The sequence below is a fragment of the Mucilaginibacter terrae genome, from assembly GCF_031951985.1.
GTDB classification, from domain to species: Bacteria; Bacteroidota; Bacteroidia; order Sphingobacteriales; family Sphingobacteriaceae; genus Mucilaginibacter; species Mucilaginibacter terrae_A.
The window spans coordinates 2,127,306-2,153,624 of record NZ_JAVLVU010000001.1; the positions used below are offsets into that span (position 1 = coordinate 2,127,306).

The following is a 26,319-nucleotide window of genomic DNA, read 5'->3' on the forward strand; positions in this document are numbered from 1 at the left end:
GGGGTTATCGTAACTTCAGCGTTATCACCGTTATAATGGCCAGCATAATACCTATGATCCAAAAACGGGTTACAATTTTGGCTTCGTGGAAACCTCGTTTCTGGTAGTGGTGGTGTAATGGTGCCATCAGGAAAATCCGGCGGCCTTCGCCAAAACGCTTTTTGGTGAATTTAAACCACCCCACCTGCATGAGTACTGATGCGTTTTCTATTACGAAAACCCCACACAGTAAAGGCAGCATTAACTCTTTACGAATAAGCAGCGCAAACACTGCTATAATACCTCCTATTGCTAAACTGCCGGTATCGCCCATAAATACCTGCGCCGGAAACGAGTTATACCATAAGAAACCTACACAGGCACCTACAAAAGCACCGGCAAAAATTACCAGTTCGCCCGAGTTGGGGAGGTACATGATGCTCAGGTAATCGGCAATTACCACGTTGCCCGATACATAGGCCAATACCGCCAACGTAACCCCTATAATGGCCGATGTACCCGTTGCCAAACCGTCAATTCCATCGGTTATATTGGCTCCGTTCGATATAAAGGTGATGATCATGATTACTGAGAACATGAACACCAGTAGTGTCCAGCGCTCGTAATCGCCACCCATAAATTTGAGCACCTTGCCGTAGTCAAACTCGTTGTTTTTATAAAAGGGCATGGTAGTCTTGGTCGACTTTACATCCTGCGTATAAACAGGCGTTCCGTTTTTAAGGTGATAGCTAACAGGGGCATCATACTTAACCGGAAGCTTAACTTCCTGGCGCATTTTAATGCCGGTGTTTGACCACATAGTCCACCCGATGATGATAGATAAACCCACCTGGCCAACAATTTTAAAACGGCCAGCCAAGCCTTCTTTATTCTTTTTAAATACTTTGATGTAATCATCCAAAAAGCCAATAGCACCCAGCCAAACGGTGGTTACCAACATCAGTATCACATAAACATTATCCAGCTTGGCAAACAACAGGGTTGGTACCAGTATGCCCAGCAATATGATAATACCGCCCATAGTTGGCGTGCCTGCTTTTTGCATTTGCCCTTCTAAACCGAGGTTACGAACGGTTTCGCCTACCTGTTTAAAGCGTAAATAATCAATTAACCTGCGGCCCCAAACCGTAGTTACCAGCAACGATACAATAACCGCCATAGCCATGCGGAACGTAAGGTACTGGAACACCCCCGCGCCGGGAATATTGTAGTTACGATCCAAGTATGTAAATAGGTAGTAGAGCATCGGCTTTTGTTTGGTTATTGGTTATTAGGTTACTGATTCTTGTATTTTATTTAGTTCTATAGTTTCGCAAATGCGTTGAGTAATTCCTCTTTATCGTCGAAGTGGTTCTTCACTCCATTTATTTCCTGATATTTTTCGTGGCCTTTGCCGGCTAACACAATAATATCTCCTGGTTGGGCTAAGTGGACTGCTGTTTTAATTGCTTCGCGCCTATCAACTATGCTGATGGTTTTGCGTTGGTTACTTGGGTCAACGCCTGCTTCCATATCTTTTATGATCTGCGCCGGATCTTCCGTACGCGGATTATCAGAGGTGAGGATCACCTTGTCGCTCCAATCGCAGGCTGTTTTGGACATTACCGGGCGTTTGGTTTTATCACGGTCGCCGCCGCAGCCTATTACGGTTATTACCTTTTCGGTGCCTTTGCGTATATCGTGCACGGTACTTAGCACATTTTGCACGGCATCGGGCGTGTGGGCGTAATCAACAATTCCTATTACTTTGTTAGGGGCAATGCTGTAATCAAACCGGCCTTCGGCCCCCGATAGCTTGCTCAGGCTGGTTAAAACAGCACCTTTTTCCTGACCTAACAGCACAGCCGATGCGTAAACGGCAAGCAGGTTGTAAGCGTTAAAGCTGCCTACCATTTTAAACCAAACCTCATCGCCATCAACATTGAGCAGCAAGCCTCCAAACTGATTTTCCAGGACCTTTACCTTAAAATCGGCCATGTTTTTAAGACCGTAAGTTTTTTTGTTGGCTTTGGTATTTTGCAGCATTACGTTACCATTACGGTCGTCAACGTTGGTCAAGGCAAAGGCACCTTTTGGTAAAGCGTCAAAAAAGCCTTTCTTGGCTTTCAGGTATGCATCAAAAGTTTTATGGTAATCGAGATGGTCGTGCGTAAGGTTAGAGAAAATGCCACCTGCAAACGTTAAACCATCAATACGGTGCTGGGCTACAGCATGCGAGCTTACCTCCATAAAACAGTAATCACAGCCCTGGGCAACCATGTCATCCAGCAGTGCATTCAACGCAACCGGGTCGGGGGTGGTATGGGTTGATGGGATTACCTTGCCATTGATTTGATTTTCAACTGTTGACAGCAGTCCGCATTTGTAACCTAAATCGCGGAAGAGCTGGTATAATAATGTGGCCGTAGTGGTTTTACCGTTGGTACCGGTTACGCCAACCAGCTTTAATTTGCTTGAAGGACTATCATAAAAGTTAGATGCCAGTAAACCCAAAGCCGCAGCTGAGTTTTGCACCATTAAAAAATCAACCTCACCTGCTGTATGGCCGGGTAATTCTTCACATACAATGGCAACAGCACCATCTTTAATGGCTTGCGCTATATAATTATGCCCATCAACATGCGTACCTCGAACGGCCACAAACAGCGAACCCGGCACAACCTTACGCGAATCAAAAACCACGGCAGTGATCTCCACATCGGCACTGCCCTGAAGTTCGGTAAAGGCAAGGCCTTGTATGATGTCGCTTAAATATCTCATTGTAATTCAATGGTTATGCGTGAACCCTTGGGAATAATACTGCCACCCGTTACCGATTGGTGTGCTACTACCCCACTACCTCTTACCGTTGCTTTATACCCGGCATTACCCAATGCGTATAAGGCATCGCTTAAACCCATTCCGGTTACTTCGGGCACTTTACCACGTTTGTATTTTAATTCCTGCGGAGCCAGGCCATTGCTGGTATCAACCGAGCGCGTGGTGTTTGAAGCATAAAGCGGTTTTACTCCCAGTTTGCTGTACACCTGTTGCAAAGCTGCTATGTTGCCTGTTTTTACCTCAGGCAACTGTGTATTACCTACAAAGTGCGTAACCGGACTTTGGTTCATTTCCAAGTCGCTCGAGTATACTTTATCAGCAATTTCCCTGAAAACCGGCCCGGCAACCAATGCACCGTAATAGCCATTCTTAGGGTCGTTTATTACCACAATGAGCGAGTACTTAGGCTTATCGGCCGGAAAATATCCAGCAAAAGATGCCTGGTACTGACGTTTACCTTTGTAACCCTTGTTAGCATCGGCAACCTGGGCTGTGCCCGATTTACCGGCAACTTTGTATAACGGATTGTAGATAATATTTTTACCCGTACCCTCGGTAATTACCCCTTCCATCATCTCCTGCATCTTTTTCAGGGTTTTGTCGGAGCATATTTTTTCGTTTACCACCCTTGCCGAAAACTGCTCAACCGGGTTGCCCAGGCGGCGTATTTCTTTTACAAAAATTGGCGCTACATATTTGCCGTTATTAGCTATAGCATTATAAAACGATAGCATTTTAAGCGGTGTAAGCTGCATCTCGTAACCGTAAGCCATTTGCGGCAGAGACATGTTTTTGTTCCAGCTTTTATTTTTAGGGTTTTTTACCACAGGCTGCGCTTCGCCGGGTATTTGCAAAACGAGTTTTTCGTTTAACTTCCAGTCATACAGGTGATCGGTAAACTTCGATTGATTTTGCTTGTAATATTTATCAACTAAATAGGCAACCGCGGCGTTTGATGACTCTTCAAACGCCTTTTTTACGGTCACCACTCCAATACTTCCGTGCGAATCTTTGATGGTATGCCCTTTTATGGGGTAAGTACCTGTACCTACCAGGGTATTTGTATCAATATATTTATCCTCTAACAATGCCATGTACGACACTATTTTAAAGGTAGAACCGGGGTCTTGATTACCGGCTATAGCATAATTAAACTTCTCTTTGTATTCTCCATCGCCAACTTTGCTGTAATTAGCTACGGCGCGTATTTCTCCGGTTTCAACGCTCATTAAAATTGCAGCACCATGGTCGGCATTGCTTTTAATAAGCTGTTTTAACAACGCATTTTGCACTACGTCCTGGTAGTTTACATCAATGGTTGATATAATATCAGCACCCTCTTTTGGAGCAATTTCATTATCAGGGTTAACCGGCATCCAAACACTGCCTGCAATACGCTGCATTAAACGCTTGCCACTTTCGCCCTCAATATAATCGGCGTATGCACCCTCTAAACCTACCGGGTTTTTAACGTTTTCGTTTTTATAACCAATGGTACGTGCAGCCAGCGAACGGAATGGCAAAATGCGTTTGTTTTGCTGAACAATAATTAACCCACCCTTATAGCGTCCCAAATTAAAAATCGGAAACTTCCGTATTTTCTTCAAGTCCTGGTATGATACCCTGCGGCGAATTAACTGGTAACGGCGTTTCTCGCGCCGCGCCTCACGCAAAGCTCTCGAGTAGTCGGTAGCTGATCTATCGCCAAAGAAAGCCGACATTTTGAAAGCCAGCGAATCTACCTTATCGTAAAATACCTTATCATCTTCAATACCCCCGGCCAGCATATCCATGTGCAGTTCATACTCTGGTACCGAAGTAGCCAGCAAGCTACCATCAACGGCAAAAATATTACCACGGGCGGCATCCACATTTACATACTGTACCGACAAGCTATCGGCCATGGCACGCCATTTTTTTCCCTGCGCAAATTGTAAATGACACAGCTTAAAAAACACAGCACCGGCCAGCACCACAATTAGCCCAAAGGCCAGGTACACCCGCAATAATATGTTAGTCCTGATGTTCATTTTTTAACCTCCGTATTATCGGTTAGTTTTTGTGGCGGCTCTACCGCTTCTCTTATGCCTAAAGTATCAACACGTTTAGCCACTTCGGTTAACGTGCTACGGTAAGCCATATCAGCCTTGGTGGTTTTATAGTCCCAGCTTAGCTCTTTTACCTCTTTGCTTAGTTTATCAATATCGCGTATGTTGTTTTCGGCAAACTGGCGGTTAGCTATGTAAACCATTCCCAAAAAAGCCAAAAAGAACACAAAAGGGAGCGCATGCGTAACATCCTCGGTAGATATTACACCCTTACTGATCAGGTTAGTGAAAAAGTTCTCCGGATTTTCTTTTACCGGGGCCTCTTTTACCACTATCTCCTTTTCTATCTCTTCTTCCTGAATTTCTGTACGTAAACGGTTACTCATTTTTTTACAGCTATTCTTAATTTGGCACTGCGCGCCCTGTTATTTTCCTTTATCTCGTCTTCGGTAGCGGTAATTGCGCCGCGACTTACAGCCACCAGCGGTTTTTGGTCGTTACCGTAAAAATCCTTCTCTACCTCGCCACTAAACTTGCCTTTGGCGATGAAATTTTTAACCAGCCGGTCTTCCAGCGAGTGGTACGACATTACTACCAACCTACCCCCTGTTCCTAAAACTTCGGCAGCTTGCTGCAGGAAATCCTTCAACACCTCCAGCTCCTGGTTAACCTCAATACGCAAAGCCTGAAAAACCTGCGCCAGGTACTTATGCTCTTTACCGCGGGGAATTAAGCCAGAGATAGCATTTTTTAAATCGGACACAGTATTCAGCGGGCCATTCAACCTGCCGGTTACTATAGTTTTAGCCAGCGATTTAGCGTTTTGAATTTCGCCGTAAATGCCAAAAATGCGGTGCAACTCAGCCTCGCCATATGTATTTACCACCTGCTTAGCCGTTAATTCCGACTGCTGGTTCATGCGCATATCCAACTCCGCATCAAAACGGATAGAAAAACCACGCTCTGCCTCATCAAACTGGTGTGACGATACGCCCAGATCGGCCAGTATACCATCAACCGGGATTGCCCCGTGTAAACGGCAAAAGTTTTTGAGGTAACGGAAGTTTTGATCAACAAACTCAAAGCGTTTGTCCTCAATTTTATTCCGCTGCGCATCAGCATCCTGGTCAAAGGCAATCAAACGACCATTTTCACCTAAATGCTTCATGATCTCGCGCGAGTGACCGCCACCGCCAAAGGTTACATCTACATAAGTACCATCGGGCTTAATATTTAAAGCCTCTATACACTCCTGCAGCATAACCGGGTTATGATACTCAGTCATCGCTCCTCCTTCCTAAACCACCCATCACCTCTTCGGCCAGGTTGGCAAAGTTTTCGGGAGCGCTATCCATCTGCTCATCGTAAGCAGATTGATCCCAAACCTCTATTTTATTAAACTGACAAGACAGCACCACTTCGGTACCAATGCCCGCATACTCAGTTAAAGCCTTGGGCAATAACACCCTTCCCGATGCATCAAGCGACAGTTCAGTAGCTCCGCGAGTGAAATAGCGGATAAACTCGCGTGTTTTCTTCTCGTACTGATTTAGCTTACTCAGATCCTCAACTATCTTATCCCACTCCTTACGAGTATAGATTACCAGGTGCTTTTCAAAGCCACGGTTGATCACAAGGCCCTCTTTTTCAGCTTCTGGAAGCTGTTTTTTGAGGCCCGCCGGGATCATCATCCGCCCTTTGGCATCCAGTTTACAATCAAATTCTCCTAAGAAATGAGACATACGGGGTCTTATCCTAATTTTGTGATGTAAAAGTAACACAGAATTTCCACTTCCTCCCACTTTCTCCCACTAAAAAGTTTTCAACACCTACTATTGATAAATTTTGCCCCACAAGTCAAAACAATTGGTTCCAAAAACTGGTTATAGCTCTTCTGCACTCTTCGCTCAAACATGAATATGTTGCCATATTTCATTAAAAAGCCACCACTTTTTACCACCACGCTCCCATTTTGCCTTTAGCCTGAAAGTTTTTTGCTACTTTGGCAATCTATCTGACTCTATAAAAGCATTGAAACCACACTATCCCATTCTTGACGGATTACGCGGAACGGCTGCCATTATGGTGGTGATATTCCATTTGTATGAGGCCCTTTATATAGACTATTCCATTCACCCTATACACCATGGCTATCTGGCGGTCGACTTCTTTTTTATGCTTTCGGGGTTTGTAATAGGCTATGCTTATGACGACCGCTGGGGTAAAATGACAACCTGGCATTTTTTTAAGGCACGATTAATACGCCTGCACCCTATGGTGATATTCAGTACCATTTTGGGAGCAATTTGCTTTTGGTTCGACCCTTACATTGAGGCCAAATACCACATCGACTTTTTAAAACTTATTGGCATTACCCTTATCGGCATCACCCTGCTACCCACACCAGATGTACGCGGCTGGGATGAAACCCACTCGCTCAACGGGCCGCTGTGGTCATTATTACAGGAATATATTGCCAATATACTTTACGTATTTATTGGCAGGTACTTGGGCAAAATGGCTTTATGGATAGTAGTTATTGCAACTTCCGTATGGCTGGCTTATGCTGCCAATATGCTTGGCAGCGTTGCCAGCGGCTGGGCGTATGGTAACTTTTGGATGGGATTGACCCGCATGGCATTCCCATTCTTTGCAGGCTTGCTACTGTTTAGGGCAGGAAAGTTGATAAGCATCCCGAAGGCTTACCTATTATGCTCGTTAGCTTTAGTTGTTATATTCATGCTACCTTACTTTAAGTACAATGGCTTGTTTGAGGCGGCTTGTATCATATTCATTTTCCCGCTTATTATAGCGGCCGGTGCCGGGAGCAGCCTTGATAGCAAATGGGCTAAGTTGTGTAAGTTTTCTGGCGATATTTCATACCCGCTTTATATTATCCACTATCCGGGTGTATACTACTTTTTGTATTGGATAAATGCCACCAAGCCATCACCTACCAAAATGCTGACCGTTGGTATTGGCTTATTTATCCTATTTATAACAGTAGCCTACGCAGCACTTAAACTTTATGATGAACCGGTACGCAACTGGCTGAAACAAAAATTTTTAAGAAAAGCATAAACAAGAAACGCCCGACTAAACAGCCGGGCGTTATACTTTATAAGATGTAAATAAATATTAACGGTGGGTAATGCCTTCGGCCAATACCATCACCTTGTTATTATTTACTTCAACCACACCGCCTTTAATGCGGAATACGTCTTCCTTACCATCTTTACCACCACCACGAACAACGAGTTTACCGTCTTCAAGAGTAGAGATGATGGGTGCGTGGTTGTTCAAAATCTCGAATGATCCCATAGTACCCGGAACGGTTACTGAAGTAACTTCGCCCTCGAATACTTTTTTATCAGGAGTAAGAATTTCTAAAGTCATATTTGTTGTCAGTTGTGGGTTGTGAGTTGTGAGCCAATCAGGATGCGCTTATCGCACAACCCTCAACACACAACACACAACAACTTTAGTTATTTGCTTCTGCTAACAGTTTTTTACCTTTTTCAATGGCATCTTCAATGTTACCAACCAGGTTAAAAGCAGCCTCAGGGTACTGATCCACTTCACCGTCCATAATCATGTTGAAGCCTTTGATGGTTTCTTTAATATCAACCAACACACCTTTTAAGCCGGTAAATTGCTCGGCAACGTGGAATGGCTGTGACAAGAAACGCTGAACACGACGAGCGCGTGATACGGTTAACTTATCCTCTTCAGATAATTCATCCATACCTAAAATGGCGATGATATCCTGAAGTTCTTTATAACGTTGTAAGGTTTCTTTAACGCGTTGTGCGGTATTGTAATGCTCATCACCTAAAACGGCAGCGCTCAGGATACGTGAAGTTGAATCCAGAGGGTCAACCGCAGGATAGATACCTAACTCGGCAATTTTACGTGAAAGCACGGTAGTAGCATCTAAGTGGGCGAAAGTTGTAGCCGGCGCCGGGTCAGTTAAGTCATCGGCAGGTACATATACAGCCTGTACCGAAGTAATTGAACCGCGTTTGGTTGACGTAATACGCTCCTGCATCACACCCATCTCGGTAGCCAGTGTTGGCTGATAACCCACCGCCGATGGCATACGACCTAAAAGGGCCGATACTTCAGAACCGGCTTGTGTAAAGCGGAAAATGTTATCGATAAAGAACAGGATATCGCGGCCTTTGCCATCTTCATCACCATCACGGAAATACTCGGCAATAGTTAAACCTGATAAGGCAACACGTGCACGTGCACCCGGCGGCTCGTTCATTTGGCCGAATACGAAGGTTGCTTTAGATTCTTTAAGCTCTTCTTTATCAACTTTAGAAAGATCCCAGCCACCTTCTTCCATTGAATGCATAAATGCATCGCCGTATTTGATAATGCCCGATTCGAGCATCTCGCGCAGTAAGTCGTTACCTTCGCGGGTACGCTCACCTACACCGGCAAATACCGACAAACCTGAGTATGCTTTTGCAATATTATTGATCAGTTCCTGAATTAGTACGGTTTTACCTACACCGGCACCACCAAACAAACCAATTTTACCACCTTTTGCATAAGGCTCTAAAAGGTCAATTACTTTAATACCGGTAAACAGTACTTCAGTTTCGGTTGATAGGTCTTCAAATCTTGGAGGAGTAGCGTGGATTGCACGACCGCCTGTTTTATCTAAGTTAGACAAACCATCAATAGCGTCACCTACCACGTTAAATACACGGCCTTTAATATCGTCGCCTATTGGCATACGAATAGGTGATTCCAGGTCGGTTACCGGCATGCCGCGTAATAAACCGTCGGTTGAGTCCATGGCAATGGCACGTACGCGGTCTTCGCCTAAATGCTGCTGAACTTCTAATACAATTTTTTGACCGTTGCTTTTGGTGATTTCCAGTGCGCTGTAAATTTTTGGAAGATGGGCATCATCGCTAAAGCTTACGTCAACTACCGGACCAATGATTTGTGAGATTTTTCCAATGTTTGGCATATATACCTTACCTAATTTTTAAAAACTGATAATGAAACAGGGCTTTGTAACAAACACATGACACTATTTCGGAGCGCAAAGTTAAGGTTTATAATGATTTTTTAACTACTTATATGAAAGAATTTTAGCAAAACTTTGCACACCCCGGGTTGGTTAATTTATTTAACTTAGTGGCCTTTTTATTTATACTACATTTTTATAGAACCAATTTCAAATTATGAAGAAACTTTTACTGCTTTTACTTGGCTTAGCGCCAGCTATGTCATTTGCGCAAGGTTTTCAGGTTAACCTGGAAGGCCAGAAGCAAATTGGCATGGGCCATACGGGTACGGCCTTATTGTTAGACGGCTCCTCGGTATTTTTCAACCCCGGCGCCGTAGCCAATTTATCACAAAACTATGTACAGGCGGGTGTGAGTCCGTTAATGTTTAAATCGGCCTTTGTTCCAACAGGGTCAAACGTGCAATATAACACGGCCGATAAAGTTGCTCCTCCTTTTAACGCCTACGCCGTGTGGGGACCAAAAGCAGCCCGCTGGAAAGTAGGCTTGGGCATTTACACACCATTTGGTGGCTTAACCGACTGGGGCAACAACTGGGCAGGCAAATACACTTTAACGTCGCTCGATCTAAAAACCATATTCTTTCAGCCAACCTTCAGTATCAAACTAACCGATATGATTAGCGTAGGCGCAGGCTTTGTATATAACCACGGCAGTGTAAATCTTAAGCGCGCCATTCCGCTGGCCGATGCTAACAGTCCGCAGGGCGAAGCAGAATTAAAAGGCGGCGGTAACGGTTTTGGCTTTAACGCCGGTGTATTTATTGATACCAAAACAGGTTTAACCATCGGAGTTACCCACCGCTCAAAAGTAAACACCAAGCTGAATGATGGTACAGCATATTTCAGGGTGCCGCAAAATGTACAGGCCAGCTTCCCAAGTCCTAATGCGTTTAGTGCCGAGCTACCTTTGGCCGCTACTACCTCGCTGGGTTTAGGCTATACATTAAACAGCAAATGGCTGCTGGCATTTGATGCCAACTATGTACACTTTAACTCGTACAAACAACTGGCGTTTGATTACGCCCAAAACACACCCGCTTTGCAGGATACACGTTCGCCCCGTAATTATACCAACGCGGTTAGTTTACGTGTGGGTGCGCAGTACAAAGCTGCCGAAAAATTAATGCTGCGTGCAGGCGGTGGCTACGCTTCAACGCCGGTTAAAGATGGCTACGTAACACCCGAAGTACCCGATGCCAACCGCCAGTTTTACACCGTTGGTTTAAGCTACCTGCCCAACAAGCATTTTGATCTGGATTTAAGCTTTGAGTACGAGCACTTAGGAAGCCGCACCCAAACCAATATTGAAACACAATTATCAGGAACGTTTAAAAGCAATGTTTATATACCGGGCATAGCACTGGTTTATCATTGGTAAAGCGAAGCCCCCAAAGGGGAGTATTAACTATAAAGATGAAAAAGATGAAATTTAAGAATTACAAAAATATATTCTTTGCAGGCTTGCTTACGTTGGCAGCCTGTAAACCCGAGATTGATGTGGCTCCTGCTACGAGTGGCTCGGCCGATTTTTCTACTTACATCGCCATTGGCGATTCGCAAACGGCAGGTTTTGCCGATGGTGGTTTGTACCGCAGCGGCCAGATCAATTCATTTGCTAACATTATTGCCCAGCAAATGAAAAGTGCAGGGGGCGGTAATTTTAGCCAGCCATTGTTTACCGAGGCACAAGCTAATGGTTCGGGCTTTAAAAAATTGACCGGTTTTGACAGCAACGGCTCTCCTATTTTAACTGATGTTCCGGCTGCTGCAGTGCGCACACCTGGCTTTCCGTTTTTAACCAAATACAGCGGCGATAATAATAACTTTGGTATACCGGGCTTAAAAGTTATTCATGCCGGAATAGCAGGTTATGGTAATGCCAACCCTTATTTCGAACGTTTACTTACCGCATCATATCCAACTGCAAATGATGTGTATCTCAATTTTGCCACCGCTAAGCCTTATACATTTTTCACCTGCTGGTTAGGCAGTAACGATGCTTTAGGTTATGCCACCAGCGGTGGAGCAGGCGATGTTTTAACAGACAAGGCTACATTCACTGCAGCATTTACTGCTGTGATAGAAAAATTGACAACAGGCGGCAAAAAAGGCGCCGTTGCCACTATTCCTGATGTAAGCACTATTCCATATTTTACTACTGTAACTATACCTGCATTACTGGCAGGCATTCAAAAAGTAGCACCTACCGTAACAACACTTTATGTGAGCGCACGTAAAGACGACGGCACTTATGCAGCACGCGCAGCTACAGCCAGCGATTTGGTGGTTCTTACTTTCCCGACCAGCAAAATGGGTGTTAACGGATATGGCGTATCTCCCCTCAACCCAATCGAAAATCAATATATCCTCGATCCTAACGAAGTAGCTTTGGTGCGCGATTATGTGGCATCTTACAACCAAACCATCAACTCGGTAGCGGCCTCAAAAGGTTTGGCGGTGTTTGATGTTTACACCTTCCTCAATAATCTTAAACAAAAAGGATTGATTATTGACGGCGCAAGCCTGAATGCAAACTACATTAGCGGCGGCGTTTTCTCGTTAGATGGCGTGCACCTCACCCCACGCGGTTATGCCATTGTAGCAAATGAGTTTATTAAAGCCATTAACACCAAATACGGCTCAACATTACCGCAGGTAAATATTTCGGGATATGCTGGCGTAGTATTTCCGTAATTTATTGCTGGTTCGTTCAACAATGGCTCATTGTAAAAGTTCTTAGCATATCACTCCGGCCATAAACTATGAACCAACCTCGATGAACTAAGACAGGCCTCATTCATCTTCAAAGATCCCCGTAATAAATGCGGGGATTTTTTGTTTAATATTGCATATAGTTAAAACCCATTTCATAGATAAATATGAACCCTAATTTATTATTAAAGAGTCTGCTGTTAACTGCCGGACTTACCGTTAGCTATTGCAGCTACGCGCAAAAAGCCAACTGGCAAAACCTCGACTTAAAATCAGATACTACCTTTGGCATAAGCACCGAAAAAGCTTACCTTGAATTACTGAAAGGCAAGAAATCGACACCGGTACTGGTTGCGGTTATTGATGGCGGTATTGATATTGAACACGAAGACCTCAAAAAAATAATTTGGACTAACCCCAAGGAAGTTGCCGGCGATGGTAAAGACAATGATAAAAACGGCTATATTGACGACTTACATGGCTGGGATTTTATTGGCGGTGCCAAAGGTGATGTACATTGGGATAACATTGAACTTACCCGCCTGGCACGCAAATACCGCACCCAGTTTACCGGTAAAGACACCACCAAACTTAGCGGAAAGGATTTAGCCGATTTTGAAACGTATCAAAAGCTACGAACCGAACTTGATAAAAAGGTAATTCCTGCTAAAAAAAACCTTCAAAGCCTTACCAATGCTAAAACCGGTATAGCAAGTATGCTTACTAAAATTGGCAATCAAAACCCAACCGTGGCCGATATTGAAAAATTTACGCCCGAAAACCAGGCCGAAACCATTGCTAAAGCAAATGCATTGCGCTTAGTTCCCCGCTTTAAAGACTTTAAAGAGTTTTACCAGGCGGTTATTGTTGATGCCTTTGACCATTACAATACACAGGTACAATATCACTTTAACCTCGATTTTGACCCGCGCAGTATTGTAGGCGATAACTATGCCGACAGCAAAGAGCGTAAATATGGCAATGCCGATGTTGCCGGACCTGATGCCGACCACGGCTCGCACTGCGCCGGTATAATTGGTGCCGTACGCGATAATAACTTAGGCATTAAAGGCGTGGCCGATAATGTGATGATCATGTCGGTACGTACTGTGCCTGATGGTGATGAGCGTGATAAAGACGTAGCCAACGCCATACGTTACGCTGCCGAAAACGGTGCCAAAGTAGTTAGCATGAGTTTTGGCAAAGGCTACTCATGGGATAAAAAAGCGGTAGACGAAGCCGTTAAATACGCCATGAGCAAAGACGTATTGCTGGTGCATGCAGCAGGTAACGATAACCTTAACCTTGATGTAGATAAAAACTTTCCGCTGGCTAAATATGAGGATGGAGGGCAAGCTGCTAACTGGATCGAGGTAGGTGCATCGGGCTCTAAGGATGATAATACGCTAAAAGCATCATTTTCTAACTATGGCAAAAACACGGTTGATGTGTTTGCACCAGGCGTTGATATTAATTCAACCACTCCGGGTTCAACCTACGCCTTGCATAGCGGTACCAGTATGGCAGCGCCCGTTGTTGCAGGTTTGGCATCACTAATACGCTCATACTATCCTAAATTGAGTGCAGCGCAGGTGAAAGACATCATCTTAAAATCGGTTGTAAAGGTAAATCATACGGTAACTACCAAGGTTAACGGCCAAAATACTGAGCTTGCATTTGCCGACCTTTGTAAAACCGGCGGTATCATTAATGCCTACAATGCCCTGCAATTAGCGGCATCTATGTAAAATTAAAAAGCTGATTATTAGCACAGAATAAAAAAGTTATAGATTTTTTTTAAAAACATTTGAGCGGAATGCAAAATAATACTACTTTTGCATTCCGTTTCAGAAAGCACTCGTAGCTCAATTGGATAGAGCATCTGACTACGGATCAGAAGGTTAGGGGTTCGACTCCCTTCGAGTGCACTTTTTAATCCGAAAGCCTTTCCGTATTATTGCAGAAAGGCTTTTTTACTTTAAAACACAAATCACAAGGATGCTGAACTTAGTTTTGTTTGGTCCGCCCGGCGCTGGCAAGGGTACACAATCTCAAAACCTTATTGATAAATATGGCTTAATACACCTCTCAACCGGTGATATTTTGCGCGGTGAAATTTCTCAAGGCACGGCACTTGGTCTTGAAGCTAAAAAACTGATGGACGATGGCAAACTGGTTCCTGATGAAGTGGTGATAGGCATGATCAGCAATAAACTGGATGCCAACCCTGATGCTAAAGGATTTATATTCGACGGCTTTCCGCGCACGGTAGCTCAGGCTGCAGCGTTAGACACCTTGCTTGAAGAAAAAAACACCGCCATTTCGGGCATGATTGCTTTGGTAGTTGACGATGAAGAGTTAGAGAAACGCTTGTTAGAGCGCGGTAAAACCTCTGGCCGCCCCGATGATGCCAACCCCGAAATTATTCGTAAACGCATTAACGAGTATAACAACAAAACTACCCCGGTAGCCGAGTTTTATAAAGACCAGAACAAATTTACCAGCATTAACGGTATAGGTTCAATTGACGGTATCTTCAGTTCGCTGAGCGCTGTGGTTGAAGGATATTAATATTCCGGGTATCGGAATTTGAGTTTCGGATTTGAGCAGTGCTGCAAAGAACTGTTTGAATCCGAAATTGTTGTTTTATAGCTACAACATAAATATAATATGTCATCCCGGGGAACGAGGGATCTTAATATAAGCGGCTATGGCAATGCATATAGGATTTCCCTCTATCGCTCGAAGTGACAGGGTAAAGAATTAAGAGAAAAACAAATTCGAAATTGAACACTCGAATTTCAAAATACAAAACACATGAGCCAGGGTTCAAACTTTGTTGATTACGTGAAAATTTGCTGCCGCTCGGGTAAGGGCGGCGCCGGTTCGGCACACTTGCACCGCGATAAGCATACCGCCAAGGGTGGCCCTGATGGTGGTGATGGCGGCCGTGGCGGGCACGTAATTGTTAAGGGTAATGCCCAGTTATGGACTATGCTGCACCTCAAATACCGCAAGCACATTATGGCAGGCGATGGAGACAGCGGTAGCAGTGCACTAAGCACCGGCAAAACCGGCAGAGATGAAATACTGGAAGTACCGTTAGGTACTATAGCCCGTGATGCCGAAACAGGTGAAGTAATTTTTGAAATAACTAAAGACGGTGAAACCAAAATTTTAACCCCCGGCGGTCGTGGAGGTTTGGGCAACTGGCACTTTAAAACATCAACACACCAAACACCCCGTTACGCCCAACCCGGCGAGCCTGGACAAGAGCACTGGAATATATTAGAGCTTAAACTACTGGCCGATGTAGGTTTGGTTGGCTTTCCTAATGCAGGCAAATCCACGCTATTATCGGTAGTATCGGCGGCCAAACCCGAGATTGCCGATTATGCCTTTACCACCCTGGTGCCCAATTTAGGAATTGTGGCTTACCGTAATAACCGTTCATTTGTAATGGCCGATATTCCGGGTATTATTGAAGGTGCATCAAAAGGCAAAGGATTAGGATTCCGTTTCCTGCGCCATATTGAGCGCAACTCGGTGCTGCTGTTTATGATTCCGGCTGATACCAACCGCACCATTAAACAGGAGTATGCCATATTACTGCACGAACTGCAGGAGTATAACCCCGAACTCATACACAAGCCCCGCGTACTGGCCATAACCAAAAGTGATTTGCTCGACGAGGAACTTCAGCAAGAAATGAAAGCCGAATTACCGGAAGGCATCCCGGCCGTATTCATATCTGCCGTAGCCCAACAAGGTATCGACCCGTTAAAGGATCTGTTGTGGACAGAGATCAATAAGTCGGCGGTTTAGAGAAGATGATCAACAGTAGGCACAAAGCATTGCGCATCTACTTTTAAAAACACATACTATCGTAGAGACACAAGACCTTGTGTCTCTTTTTATGTAAAACGATTTCTCCACAAGACTAAAGCACTACCCTAACGAAACCGTTTCTCCACGGCATCAGTGTTTTGCGGGTAGCACAAACCCAAGTAAAAGCACAGCACTAACATAGCAAATAAACGTAGCCGCAAGTCATTTCGACCATCGGGAGAAATCTTTTCGAAACGAACAGCTAATCCATTTGAAAAGATTTCTCTTTATCATTCGAAATGACATAATTATACGAAAGCACTGCCCGAACGTAACACCTTTTCGCGGCATCAGGAATGTTGCGGCAACCACAAGCCCCAGTAAAAGCACAACCCAAAGTAGCAACAGGACGTAGCCGCAAGTTTATTCACAAGTGTTTATTTTTTATTGATGTTCATGAGGTCGCTACGCTTAGTTTTTCTTTGGTACTTTTTTTTGTATAAAAAAGAAAGTACATCCCACATGCTTAGGTGCAACAACATTACCTGTCCTAACAGGGCACATACAGAGAAGTAACAGCAATACCTCCAACTTGTGCTTAGAAATTCCCAGATTGCTTCGACGGCCAACGCTATCCCCACTCCTGTCTCGCAATGACGAGATGATACATTACTCCCCTACTTCGCTTCCCAAACCGTATAATCCTCACTTACCTTTTTAGGCTTAAAATCCTTATACCCCGGGAAACACTTCTCCATAATAAATTGAGCTCCACCATTGGCTTCATACTCCGATGGGAGCAATATGTAAAGTGGGCCGGCATGACCTTTATAGGTATAGTCATCGTAGTTGGTACCCACATCGGCACCTATGGGTTCAATGGTAATAATGCGGTTGTGCTGTATCTCCAAACCTAAATCGGCACTGGTAAATACAAACGTGGCATTTCGCTGCGTTTTATCAGCCTGCAATAAATAATTGAGTGTAGGCTTATCAATAAATTGCTGAACGATACCTGTATTTCCCCGAACGCCCTCTTCTCGGTTAAACCAGTATTCGCGATGAATTATGGTAAAACTTTGCAAGGCAATAAATATCCAAATTAAGCCAAAAGCGGCTTTAAAGTATGTTTTGCTACGCTCGATCAGGTAAATAGCACCCGGAATAACCAGCAATCCTACAATGCGAAAGTGCCTACCCTCGTACGAAATGGCCAATTGTCTTACAAAGGCCTGCCCGAAGAACAGGAAAAACACCACGTAAAAAACCACCACGGCAATTACATAAGGGCGATACGGTACATATTTTATAATTGCCCAAATGAGCGCTATACTTGCGGCAGCCAAACCAATTAAAATAAGTACGGTTACAACCGGCGAAAACATAGGCCCATCAGGATGGTAAACGAGTCCGCGGGTTAAATCATCAACCGAAAAACCGGCCAAAAGCGGCGAGCCCAGCGGAAAAGCAAACGTTTCCCATATAATACGTAAGCCGCCGTTACTACCCGACGTTGGATTTTCGCCCTTACTTAAATAAAACAGCTTAATAGTGATCACCGAAATTACGAAGGGAATACCAATAGCCACCCCATTCTTTATCCATGCGGCATAATCCTTTCGTGGTGGCGACAGGTTGATCCACATACAAAACAAGCCCGATGCATACACCAGCAACATAGATGATTTGCAAAAGAAACCTATCCAACCGGCAAAAAGCACAAACAGCAGCATGGGTATGCTGATTCTTTTAAAGTAAAAGCATCCGTATAAAAACCAGCCTGCATAAGCAAACATGAGCACTTCTCCCCCATTGTAAAAAGCATAGGGTATAAAGTAAAATACCTGGCTGGCTATAAAAGCAACGCTCAAGGCGGCTGTTACAGGTTTAAACCCTACCCGTTTAAAAAAAGCAAAAAAGCCCAACAAGCCAACTACCTCGCAAAGCACACTGGTAATAGCTGCTGCCTGGCCGACATTCAGATGGAACAAACTCTTGAAAAAATAAGGCACCAAGTATTGCCCCGGCGACCACCACGTTAAAAAGTACCCGTAATTATCAGCAATATTACCTTGATCGGGTCCCACAATTTGATTAAACGGCCCACCCAGCTCCATTGACCGCATGGCCTGGAAACCCCAGCTTGGATCAGGGAAGATGGCCGGAGGGGCTATAAAACTATAAACGCCTATAATTAATGTTACCAGTACGGGTACCGATAAAATAAGGAGCGCTAATTTGTTTTCTCTATGGTTTTCTGTGTAGATCATGCCGGTGCTAAAATACGCATTATTAAAGTGATAGCATGAATATGACCCGACCGTGTATAATAGCTATATGCTTAACCCTGTATTATTTATAGTTTTGCAACGTACTAAGTGTTTAGATCATGAGGATTGCCATTAACGGATTTGGTCGTATAGGCCGCATATTTCTCCGTAATATTTTGAACCGCCCCGGTATTGAGGTGGTAGCCATTAACGATATAACCAACACCCAAACACTGGCTCATTTATTTAAGTATGATAGTGTGCACCGTGGCTTTAAGGGCGAGGTAAGCTTTGATGATAACCATCTCTTCATTAACGGAAAGGCAATAAAAGTACTGGCCGAAAGTATCCCGGTAAACTTACCGTGGGCTGAATTAGATATAGACCTTGTTATTGAGTCGACTGGCAAATTTGCCTCGCTCGATGGCGGCAACCAGCATTTAGCAGCAGGTGCCAAACAGGTAATTTTATCGGCACCCGCAGGTGGTAAAACAGTACCTACTGTAGTATTGGGTGTTAATGATGATCAGATTGACCTGCGTTCGCCCATTATCTCCAATGCATCTTGCACTACTAACAATGTGGCCGCCATGGTAAAGGTGCTCGAAGATAACTGGGGCATAACCGAGGGCTACATTACCACCGTACACTCCATGACCGGCGATCAAAACCTGCACGATGCGCCACATAAAGACCTGCGCAGGGCGCGTGCTGCTTCGGCATCAATCATTCCTACAACAACAGGTGCGGCCAAGGCTATTACGTCTATATTTCCACACTTGGATGGCAAATTGGGCGGGGCAGGCATCCGTGTACCTGTGCTCAATGGTTCACTTACCGATTTTACCTGCCTGCTTAAAAAACCGGCAACTGTGGAAGCCATTAATGCTGCCTTTAAACAAGCTGCCGAGGGTGCTATGAAAAATATATTGGAGTACACCGAAGACCCGATCGTCTCGACCGATATTTTAGATAACCCGCACAGTTGTATATTTGATGCACAGCTTACCTCCATAGTTGGCGATTTGGTAAAAATAGTGGGCTGGTACGATAACGAAATGGGCTATAGTAGCCGTTTGGCTGATTTGGTGGAGAGAATAGCGAAATTAGAGCCGATTGTAGAGACAAGAACCAAGAGCCAAGAATCAAGATAAGCTCTTAAAAAACGTGTCATTGCGAGGAGCAGCTCAGGAAAGAGCATTGGGGCGACGTGGCAATCTCCATTTGCAAATCTACCAACCTGCTTAGTGGAGATTGCCACGATATAGCTCGCAATAACAGTTTTACTAATAACTCAACAACCCAGTAACTAATAACTACACCCTGTGGTAAAATTTATAAGTAAAGACGACATCCTTCCGATCCGTAACGAAATACTACGCGAAGGAAAACTCACGCTCGAACAATGCCGTTTTGATGGCGACGAAAATCCCAAAAGTTTCCACTTGGGTTATTTTGATGGTGAAGAATTAGTAAGTATAGCTTCGTTCCATCCGCAAAGCTATGGTGAATATCAGGGTGAGGCTTACCAATTGCGCGGCATGGCTACCTTAAAAAATCACCAGGGCAAAGGCCTGGGTACACAGCTTATTAATTTTGCCATTGTATATATGCGTGGTCAAAAAGTAAATTACGTTTGGTGCAATGCACGTAAGGTAGCTGCCAACTTTTACAGCAATGTAGGTTTCGAAATTGTATCTAAGGAGTTTGACATTCCGGGTATAGGTCCGCATTATGCCATGTATCTCAAGATACAGTAGTAAAATTTTAAAGCATAAAAAAAGCAACTCGTTTGAGTTGCTTTTTTTATAGGTGAGTAATCCTTATTGATTCTCTTTTTTCTTTTCTACAATTTTACCTACACCGTAACCTGCAGCACCACCGGCTACGCCACCAATTAAGGCACCTACACCACGATTCTTTTTAGTTACCAAAGCACCTGTTAAAGCACCGGCACCGGCACCAATTAATGCACCGTTACGTGCGGCATGGCTTTTCTTGGTGGTGGTGGTGGTATTGCTCGAACCATAGCCTGATGCAGCATACGACGATCTTGTACCGCTTGATGAAGCATACCTTGTTGTAGCTGCTGCTGCTGCTGCACGGCGACGCTCGCGCTCACGTTCGGCACCTACAGCTTTCAAACTATCTTCATAACGAGCTTGCTTTTCAGCTTTGAAGGCAGCAAGACCCACGGTGTCTGCTTTAGCAACAACCGGACTGTCTACTTTAACAGCCACATTTGATTGATTAGGGTTTGAGTGACATGCAACCAAACCAACTGAAATTCCTGTTACTATCAATAAACGCTTTACTTGTATCATAAAAAACAATTTTTAAGTAGATGTGAATAATAATATGACTTGATGAACTTGTTAAAGTCAAATCAACCTATGCAAATTATTTGCCAATCTTTACAACTTTTGTTACTATCAAGCGTTAATTATACTTTCTTAAATTATTAGGATTGAGCAACCATAGTGTATTTTCCACACATTTTTAAAATTACCTTCTTGTATCTCAATTTATTTTCTGATTTTGGGCACTCAATTTGACGTTCCAACAACCATGAAAACAATTGATCAATTAAACTTTGCCGGAAAAAAAGCCCTTATCAGGGTTGACTTTAACGTTCCGCTTGACAAGGATTACAACATAACCGACGACAACCGCATTACCGCCGCACTGCCAACCTTGAAAAAGATTTTGGCCGATGGTGGTTCGCTCATACTGATGTCGCACCTGGGCCGCCCGAAAGAAGGTCCGACCGAGAAGTACTCTTTAAAACACATTATCCCGCACCTATCTGACCTTTTGGGTAAAGAAGTACAGTTTGCCGATGATTGCATTGGCACCCAGGCTACCGATAAGGCCTCCGCCTTAAAAGACGGCGAAGTTTTATTATTAGAGAACCTGCGTTTTTATAAAGAAGAAGAAAAAGGCGACAAGGAATTTGCCGAAAAACTATCAAAACTGGGCGATGTATACGTGAATGATGCCTTTGGTACCGCTCACCGTGCACACGCTTCAACTGCGGTTATTGCGCAGTTCTTCCCTGAGGCAAAATACTTTGGTTACCTGATGGCTGCCGAACTGGAAAATGCCGAAAAAGTACTGAGCGGCGCTGCTAAACCTTTCACCGCCATTATGGGTGGCGCTAAGGTGAGCGATAAATTATTGCTGATTGAGAGCATGCTCGACAAGGTTGATAACCTCATTATAGGTGGTGGTATGGCTTATACTTTTGCCAAGGCACAAGGAGGTAGCATTGGTAAATCACTGGTAGAAGACGATAAGTTAGAACTGGCTTTAGAGCTTATTAAAAAGGCTAACGAAAGAGGTGTTAAATTACTGTTGCCAACCGATTCGATTATTGCAGATGCGTTTGCGGCCGATGCCAATACCGATATAGCTCAAAACGATAATATTAAAGACGGCTGGATGGGACTGGATATTGGTCCGGATTCAATTGCTGCTTTCACCAAAGTGGTAGCCGAATCGAAAACCGTATTATGGAACGGCCCTATGGGTGTTTTTGAAATGGAAAAATTTGAGAAAGGCACCAGAGCCGTAGCCGAAGCGGTAGTACAAGCTACCAAAGACGGCGGCTTTACCCTCATTGGTGGTGGCGATTCGGCCGCTGCGGTATCAAAGTTTGGCTTTAACGATGACGTGAGTTATGTATCAACCGGCGGCGGTGCCTTGCTGGAATATATGGAAGGCAAGGAATTGCCGGGTGTTAAAGCAATTAATGAGTAATTATAAATCTTCAAGATAATTTAAAACGGCAGGTGTAATACACTTGCCGTTTCCTTTTTTGTAGTGATATATTTACTACCAATCTAACACATATGCACGCCATTATCACATTTACTAAAGAAGACTTTTTAACAAACTATCTGTTTGTTGTTTCAAAATCCAAAGCAATTACCCGAATGAGACGTAGAGGAGTATTCGTGTTAAGCGGTTGGCTTTTGCTGATGGCAATAGTCTTCTACTTTCTGGAAGACCTTACCTGGATGTGGTATTGTATAGCTGCCTCATGTGCTGCCTTTATATTGTTTCCTCAATTACAAAAACTGGTTTACAAAAAGCAATACAAAAAATTTGTGCTTGAAAAATTCGGTAAACTTCAAGATGTACCATTTGATATAACCTTAACAGCTGACAAATTCATATACAAAAATATTTTTTCGGATGTATCTCTTAATACATCACAAATAGAAAACATCTCCGAAACTGCAGATTACTTTTTTGTAAAATTTCATTCACAAGATACAATTACACTACCTAAACGCAGCTTTGATTACAATGAGCTGAACAGTCTGCTTACTGATATTGCACAGGCAAATAACGTTTCAATAAACAGAGAACTGGAGTGGAAGTGGAAATAGCTTAAATTAATATGAGTAAATCGGCATGGCTCGTCATCGCATTATTTATGATTATCGTACTTGCATTTACCCTTTCAGTACGAACTGGTTATAATCTTGTATTGCCGGTAACTGCAAGCCATCAATCAGAAAGCATCAAAGCCGGTCAGGATAATAATAGTGTAAAGCTATTTTCGAACATCGATTTTAAAAAAGGTAATTGGGCGGCTTACCTTGTTTTAAAGAACGAAGATTGGCAAGGCCTGCATCCCTCCATATTAAAACGTACCTGCCTTAAAACTACCGATAAGCACGTTTTAAATTACATGCAAAACAACTGGCAGTTTAAAGTTAGCGATGCCGACATAGCTACTGTTAGCAGTTCATTTTATTTATTGCATGATGGAAAAATCGTATACGAAACGGCCATAGTGCTTGACGCCGTTCACCAAGGTTTGCAAAATGCTCAATACGGATGGATGGAACCGGTAAAACCAGACGCCCTAATTAAAGTATGCAGTCAGTTTAAACCAGTTTACTGGCCGGTAGTTATTTTATAGGTTTATCTGCATTTTTACTACATTAGGTTAGTGAACCTTATACTACCCATAATTAACACCCTACTGCATTTAGCTATCCTGCTTACAATAGCCCTTGCTATCAGACGAAAGTATAGCTGGTCAGATTACCAATTGTTCCTTTGGTTCGCACTCATTCATATAGCCGAATCGGTTATCGTATCTACAGTTAAGTTCGATGTATTTCCCGGCGAGCAATGGAACTGGTCGGGCAAAATTGCGGTGCTGGTAGCGGCGTTGGTGTGCTTATATAATAACAATAAAATCAGTCTACCCGAGGCAGGGTGGACATTCAAACTCAAACCAGGTTCGTTATGGCCGGTAGTTGGAGTAATGGTAGTGTTTTTAGGATTAAGGCTATTCCTTAAACTTTCAAGCGGTGCATCAACAGCATTCCATGCAGAAACTTTTGCTTTTCAGGCCATCCTTCCGGGACTTACCGAGGAACTTATTTATCGTGGCGTTTTACTGGGCTTTCTCAATAAAATTTACAAGCCATCTATTACCATAATTAAAGCTCCCATAGGATGGGGCGTTTTAATAACCTCGCTACTGTTTGGCTTAGTGCATGGGGTTAACTTAGATGAGCATTTTCATCTTACCATCAATTCACAAAAACTGTTCATGACCTTTGGCCTTGGGCTCATACTGGCCTGGCTTAAACAACGTACGGACAGCATCGTTCCATCTATCATTTTTCATAATTTATGGAACCTGATTGTGTTCGTTTAAGTAATCATTATATTTAGCATAAATTATTGCTCTCCATGAAATTCCTTACTTCAATTATTCTAACGCTCTTCGCCATTTCGGCTTTTGCCCAGCCCGGCGCCGGTGGCCCTGATGCCGCTTATGTAAAAACCAACTACACCAAGTATGAGTACCAGATACCCATGCGCGATGGCAAAAAGCTGTTCACATCGGTTTACGTACCTAAAGACCAGTCGAAGAAATACCCGTTTATGATGGACCGTACCTGCTACAGCGTAGCGCCTTATGGTCCTGATGCCTATAAGCCATCCATCGGACCCAATGCCCAGTTTATGCAGGATGGCTATATTTTTGTTTACCAGGACGTACGCGGCCGCTGGATGAGCGAAGGCATTTACGAAGAAATGACGCCCGAACTGGAAGAGCATAAAACCAATAAAGATGTTGACGAAGGCACCGATACTTATGATACTATAGACTGGCTGCTGAAAAACGTAGCCAATAACAACGGCAAAGTGGGCGTTTGGGGCATCTCCTACCCGGGCTTTTATACCACCACGGCTTTATTGAGCCGCCATCCTGCCCTGGTTGCTGCATCGCCGCAGGCACCCATTGCCGATTTATGGCGCGATGATGCCTGGCACAACGGCGCTTTCTTTTTGGCGGCCAACTTTGGTTTCTATCCCGGCTTTACCAACAGGCAGGATGATAAACCTACCCAGCGTCGCGGAGCAAGGTTTAACCCCAATGCGGGTAGCGAAGATGGTTACAACTTCTTTTTAAAAATGGGAAGTATGCGTAACACCAACGTAAAGTATTTTAAAGATACCATTCGTTTGTGGAACGAAATGATGGATCACCCCGATTACGATCAGCATTGGAAAGACCGCAATGTATTAATCCACCTGCACGACATCAAAACCGCCACGCTGGTTACTGGTGGTTGGTACGATGCCGAAGATTTGTACGGTGCCATTAACACCTACAAAGTACTGGCAGCTAAAAACCCCAACACCCCGATTTATTTTGCTATGGGTCCGTGGGTGCACGGCGGCTGGGCACGCGGCACGGGCGACCACTTAGGCGATGTTGATTTTGGCGGCGAAACCGCACCATTCTATCGTGATAACATTGAGTTCGCGTTCTTTAGTCACTACCTCAAAGGCACGCCATTCAACATGCCCAAAGTAACCACTTTTGAAACCGGCGTAAACCAATGGCGCACCTACAACATTTGGCCACCTGCACCGGCTAAAGAAAAGAACCTGTATTTTTTGCCCGGCGGCAAATTATCGTTCACGGCACCGGCTTCGGTTAAGAGCACCTTTAACGAGTTCGTGTCTGACCCGGCCAACCCGGTACCGTACTACGCCAAACCCACCATGGATATGGAGCGCGATTACATGACCGCCGACCAACGCTTTTTAGCCGATCGTAAAGATGTAATTACTTACCAAACTGATGTACTTACCAGCGATGTTACCCTGGCTGGCAACATATGGGCTAACCTCAAAGTATCAACCACCGGCACCGATGCCGACTGGGTTGTGAAGGTAATTGATGTTTATCCAGATAGCGCCCAAAACAATAAATTCACCACCAAGGATGTAAAAATGGCTTGCTACCAGCAAATGGTACGCAGCGAAAGCATGCGCGGCAAATACCGTACAGGTTTTGATAAACCATCGGCATTTGTACCAGGCAAGGTTAGCCCCGTAAATTTTGAACTGCAGGATATACTCCACACCTTTAAAAAAGGCCACCGCATTATGGTACAGGTGCAAAGCTCATGGTTCCCGCTTATCGACCGTAATACCCAGCAGTTTCAGGACATAATGAAGGCCAAGGATACCGACTTTAAGAAAGCCACGCACCGTATTTATACATCGAAAAACAATCTGAGCTTTTTGAAAGTTAGGGTACTGTAAT

Annotated in this window: 23 protein-coding genes and 1 tRNA gene; 14 read left to right on the plus strand and 10 right to left on the minus strand. The window is 44.0% G+C overall.

Features of this window, described 5'->3' with window-relative positions:
* Positions 1–4: 4 nt before the first annotated feature.
* From mraY to mraZ, 6 genes are read right to left on the minus strand one after another with little or no spacing between them, the layout of a single operon-like run.
* A complete protein-coding gene (mraY, locus tag QE417_RS08720; protein WP_311949353.1) occupies positions 5–1,246 on the minus strand; it encodes a phospho-N-acetylmuramoyl-pentapeptide-transferase in 1,242 nt (413 codons plus the stop codon).
* Between the two features lie 56 nt (positions 1,247–1,302).
* The gene (locus tag QE417_RS08725; RefSeq protein ID WP_311949354.1) at positions 1,303–2,760 is read right to left on the minus strand and encodes a UDP-N-acetylmuramoyl-L-alanyl-D-glutamate--2,6-diaminopimelate ligase; all 1,458 of its coding nucleotides are present in this window, start codon (positions 2,758–2,760) and stop codon (positions 1,303–1,305) included.
* Entirely contained in the window at positions 2,757–4,850 is a 2,094-nt protein-coding gene (locus QE417_RS08730) for a penicillin-binding protein (protein ID WP_311949355.1), read from the minus strand. Before QE417_RS08730 ends, QE417_RS08725 begins: the two co-directional genes overlap by 4 nt.
* On the minus strand, positions 4,847–5,254 hold the full coding sequence (locus tag QE417_RS08735; RefSeq protein ID WP_311949356.1) for an FtsL-like putative cell division protein: 408 nt from the start codon (positions 5,252–5,254) through the stop codon (positions 4,847–4,849). The genes QE417_RS08730 and QE417_RS08735 overlap by 4 nt, the downstream gene beginning before the upstream one ends.
* Complete coding sequence (gene rsmH, locus QE417_RS08740; RefSeq protein WP_311949358.1) at positions 5,251–6,153, minus strand: 16S rRNA (cytosine(1402)-N(4))-methyltransferase RsmH; 903 nt, start codon at positions 6,151–6,153, stop codon at positions 5,251–5,253. The genes QE417_RS08735 and rsmH overlap by 4 nt, the downstream gene beginning before the upstream one ends.
* Complete coding sequence (gene mraZ / locus QE417_RS08745) at positions 6,146–6,610, minus strand: division/cell wall cluster transcriptional repressor MraZ (protein WP_311949359.1); 465 nt, start codon at positions 6,608–6,610, stop codon at positions 6,146–6,148. Before mraZ ends, rsmH begins: the two co-directional genes overlap by 8 nt.
* A 289-nt stretch (positions 6,611–6,899) precedes the next feature.
* Here mraZ and QE417_RS08750 point away from each other — a divergent pair, with 289 nt between their 5' ends.
* Positions 6,900–7,949, plus strand: a complete 1,050-nt coding sequence (locus QE417_RS08750; RefSeq protein ID WP_311949360.1) for an acyltransferase family protein — start codon at positions 6,900–6,902, stop codon at positions 7,947–7,949.
* A gap of 57 nt (positions 7,950–8,006) precedes the next feature.
* On the opposite strand, the gene atpC is transcribed toward QE417_RS08750, so the two are convergent.
* On the minus strand, positions 8,007–8,264 hold the full coding sequence (gene atpC / locus QE417_RS08755; protein WP_311949361.1) for an ATP synthase F1 subunit epsilon: 258 nt from the start codon (positions 8,262–8,264) through the stop codon (positions 8,007–8,009).
* An 85-nt stretch (positions 8,265–8,349) separates the two neighbouring features.
* On the minus strand, positions 8,350–9,855 hold the full coding sequence (atpD, locus tag QE417_RS08760) for a F0F1 ATP synthase subunit beta (RefSeq protein WP_311949362.1): 1,506 nt from the start codon (positions 9,853–9,855) through the stop codon (positions 8,350–8,352).
* 217 nt (positions 9,856–10,072) lie between these two features.
* Between atpD and QE417_RS08765 the strand changes: the two genes are divergently transcribed.
* From QE417_RS08765 to obgE, 6 genes are all read left to right on the plus strand, one after another.
* Positions 10,073–11,296, plus strand: coding sequence for an OmpP1/FadL family transporter (locus QE417_RS08765; RefSeq protein ID WP_311949363.1), 1,224 nt, complete (start codon positions 10,073–10,075; stop codon positions 11,294–11,296).
* Positions 11,297–11,340: 44 nt separating this feature from the next.
* Positions 11,341–12,612 carry an SGNH/GDSL hydrolase family protein gene (locus QE417_RS08770; protein WP_311949364.1) on the plus strand — a complete coding sequence of 424 codons (1,272 nt, stop codon included), beginning with the start codon at positions 11,341–11,343 and terminating at the stop codon, positions 12,610–12,612.
* 185 nt (positions 12,613–12,797) lie between these two features.
* Entirely contained in the window at positions 12,798–14,378 is a 1,581-nt protein-coding gene (locus QE417_RS08775; RefSeq protein ID WP_311949365.1) for a S8 family peptidase, read from the plus strand.
* A 106-nt stretch (positions 14,379–14,484) separates the two neighbouring features.
* A tRNA-Arg gene (locus QE417_RS08780) sits at positions 14,485–14,558 on the plus strand.
* A gap of 70 nt (positions 14,559–14,628) precedes the next feature.
* The gene (locus QE417_RS08785) at positions 14,629–15,201 is read left to right on the plus strand and encodes an adenylate kinase (RefSeq protein ID WP_311949366.1); all 573 of its coding nucleotides are present in this window, start codon (positions 14,629–14,631) and stop codon (positions 15,199–15,201) included.
* Positions 15,202–15,447: 246 nt separating this feature from the next.
* Positions 15,448–16,455, plus strand: a complete 1,008-nt coding sequence (gene obgE, locus QE417_RS08790) for a GTPase ObgE (RefSeq protein ID WP_311949367.1) — start codon at positions 15,448–15,450, stop codon at positions 16,453–16,455.
* Between the two features lie 680 nt (positions 16,456–17,135).
* On the opposite strand, the gene QE417_RS08795 is transcribed toward obgE, so the two are convergent.
* Positions 17,136–18,728 carry a hypothetical protein gene (locus QE417_RS08795; protein WP_311949368.1) on the minus strand — a complete coding sequence of 531 codons (1,593 nt, stop codon included), beginning with the start codon at positions 18,726–18,728 and terminating at the stop codon, positions 17,136–17,138.
* A 119-nt stretch (positions 18,729–18,847) separates the two neighbouring features.
* Between QE417_RS08795 and gap the strand changes: the two genes are divergently transcribed.
* Together gap and QE417_RS08805 are read left to right on the plus strand one after the other, a co-directional pair.
* Positions 18,848–19,882, plus strand: a complete 1,035-nt coding sequence (gap, locus tag QE417_RS08800; RefSeq protein WP_311949369.1) for a type I glyceraldehyde-3-phosphate dehydrogenase — start codon at positions 18,848–18,850, stop codon at positions 19,880–19,882.
* A gap of 171 nt (positions 19,883–20,053) precedes the next feature.
* On the plus strand, positions 20,054–20,488 hold the full coding sequence (locus QE417_RS08805; RefSeq protein ID WP_311949370.1) for a GNAT family N-acetyltransferase: 435 nt from the start codon (positions 20,054–20,056) through the stop codon (positions 20,486–20,488).
* Positions 20,489–20,551: 63 nt separating this feature from the next.
* On the opposite strand, the gene QE417_RS08810 is transcribed toward QE417_RS08805, so the two are convergent.
* Positions 20,552–21,052: a glycine zipper domain-containing protein gene (locus QE417_RS08810; RefSeq protein ID WP_311949371.1), complete on the minus strand. Its 501-nt coding sequence runs from the start codon at positions 21,050–21,052 to the stop codon at positions 20,552–20,554.
* Between the two features lie 244 nt (positions 21,053–21,296).
* Here QE417_RS08810 and QE417_RS08815 point away from each other — a divergent pair, with 244 nt between their 5' ends.
* From QE417_RS08815 to QE417_RS08835, 5 genes are all read left to right on the plus strand, one after another.
* Positions 21,297–22,487 (plus strand): phosphoglycerate kinase, encoded by a 1,191-nt coding sequence (locus QE417_RS08815; protein WP_311949372.1) that lies wholly within the window; start codon positions 21,297–21,299, stop codon positions 22,485–22,487.
* Positions 22,488–22,579: 92 nt separating this feature from the next.
* Positions 22,580–23,122, plus strand: coding sequence for a YcxB family protein (locus QE417_RS08820; RefSeq protein WP_311949373.1), 543 nt, complete (start codon positions 22,580–22,582; stop codon positions 23,120–23,122).
* Positions 23,123–23,133: 11 nt separating this feature from the next.
* Entirely contained in the window at positions 23,134–23,661 is a 528-nt protein-coding gene (locus QE417_RS08825; protein ID WP_311949374.1) for a hypothetical protein, read from the plus strand.
* Between the two features lie 30 nt (positions 23,662–23,691).
* Positions 23,692–24,411, plus strand: a complete 720-nt coding sequence (locus QE417_RS08830; protein ID WP_311949375.1) for a CPBP family intramembrane glutamic endopeptidase — start codon at positions 23,692–23,694, stop codon at positions 24,409–24,411.
* 35 nt (positions 24,412–24,446) lie between these two features.
* Entirely contained in the window at positions 24,447–26,318 is a 1,872-nt protein-coding gene (locus QE417_RS08835; RefSeq protein ID WP_311949376.1) for a CocE/NonD family hydrolase, read from the plus strand.
* Position 26,319 lies beyond the last annotated feature (1 nt).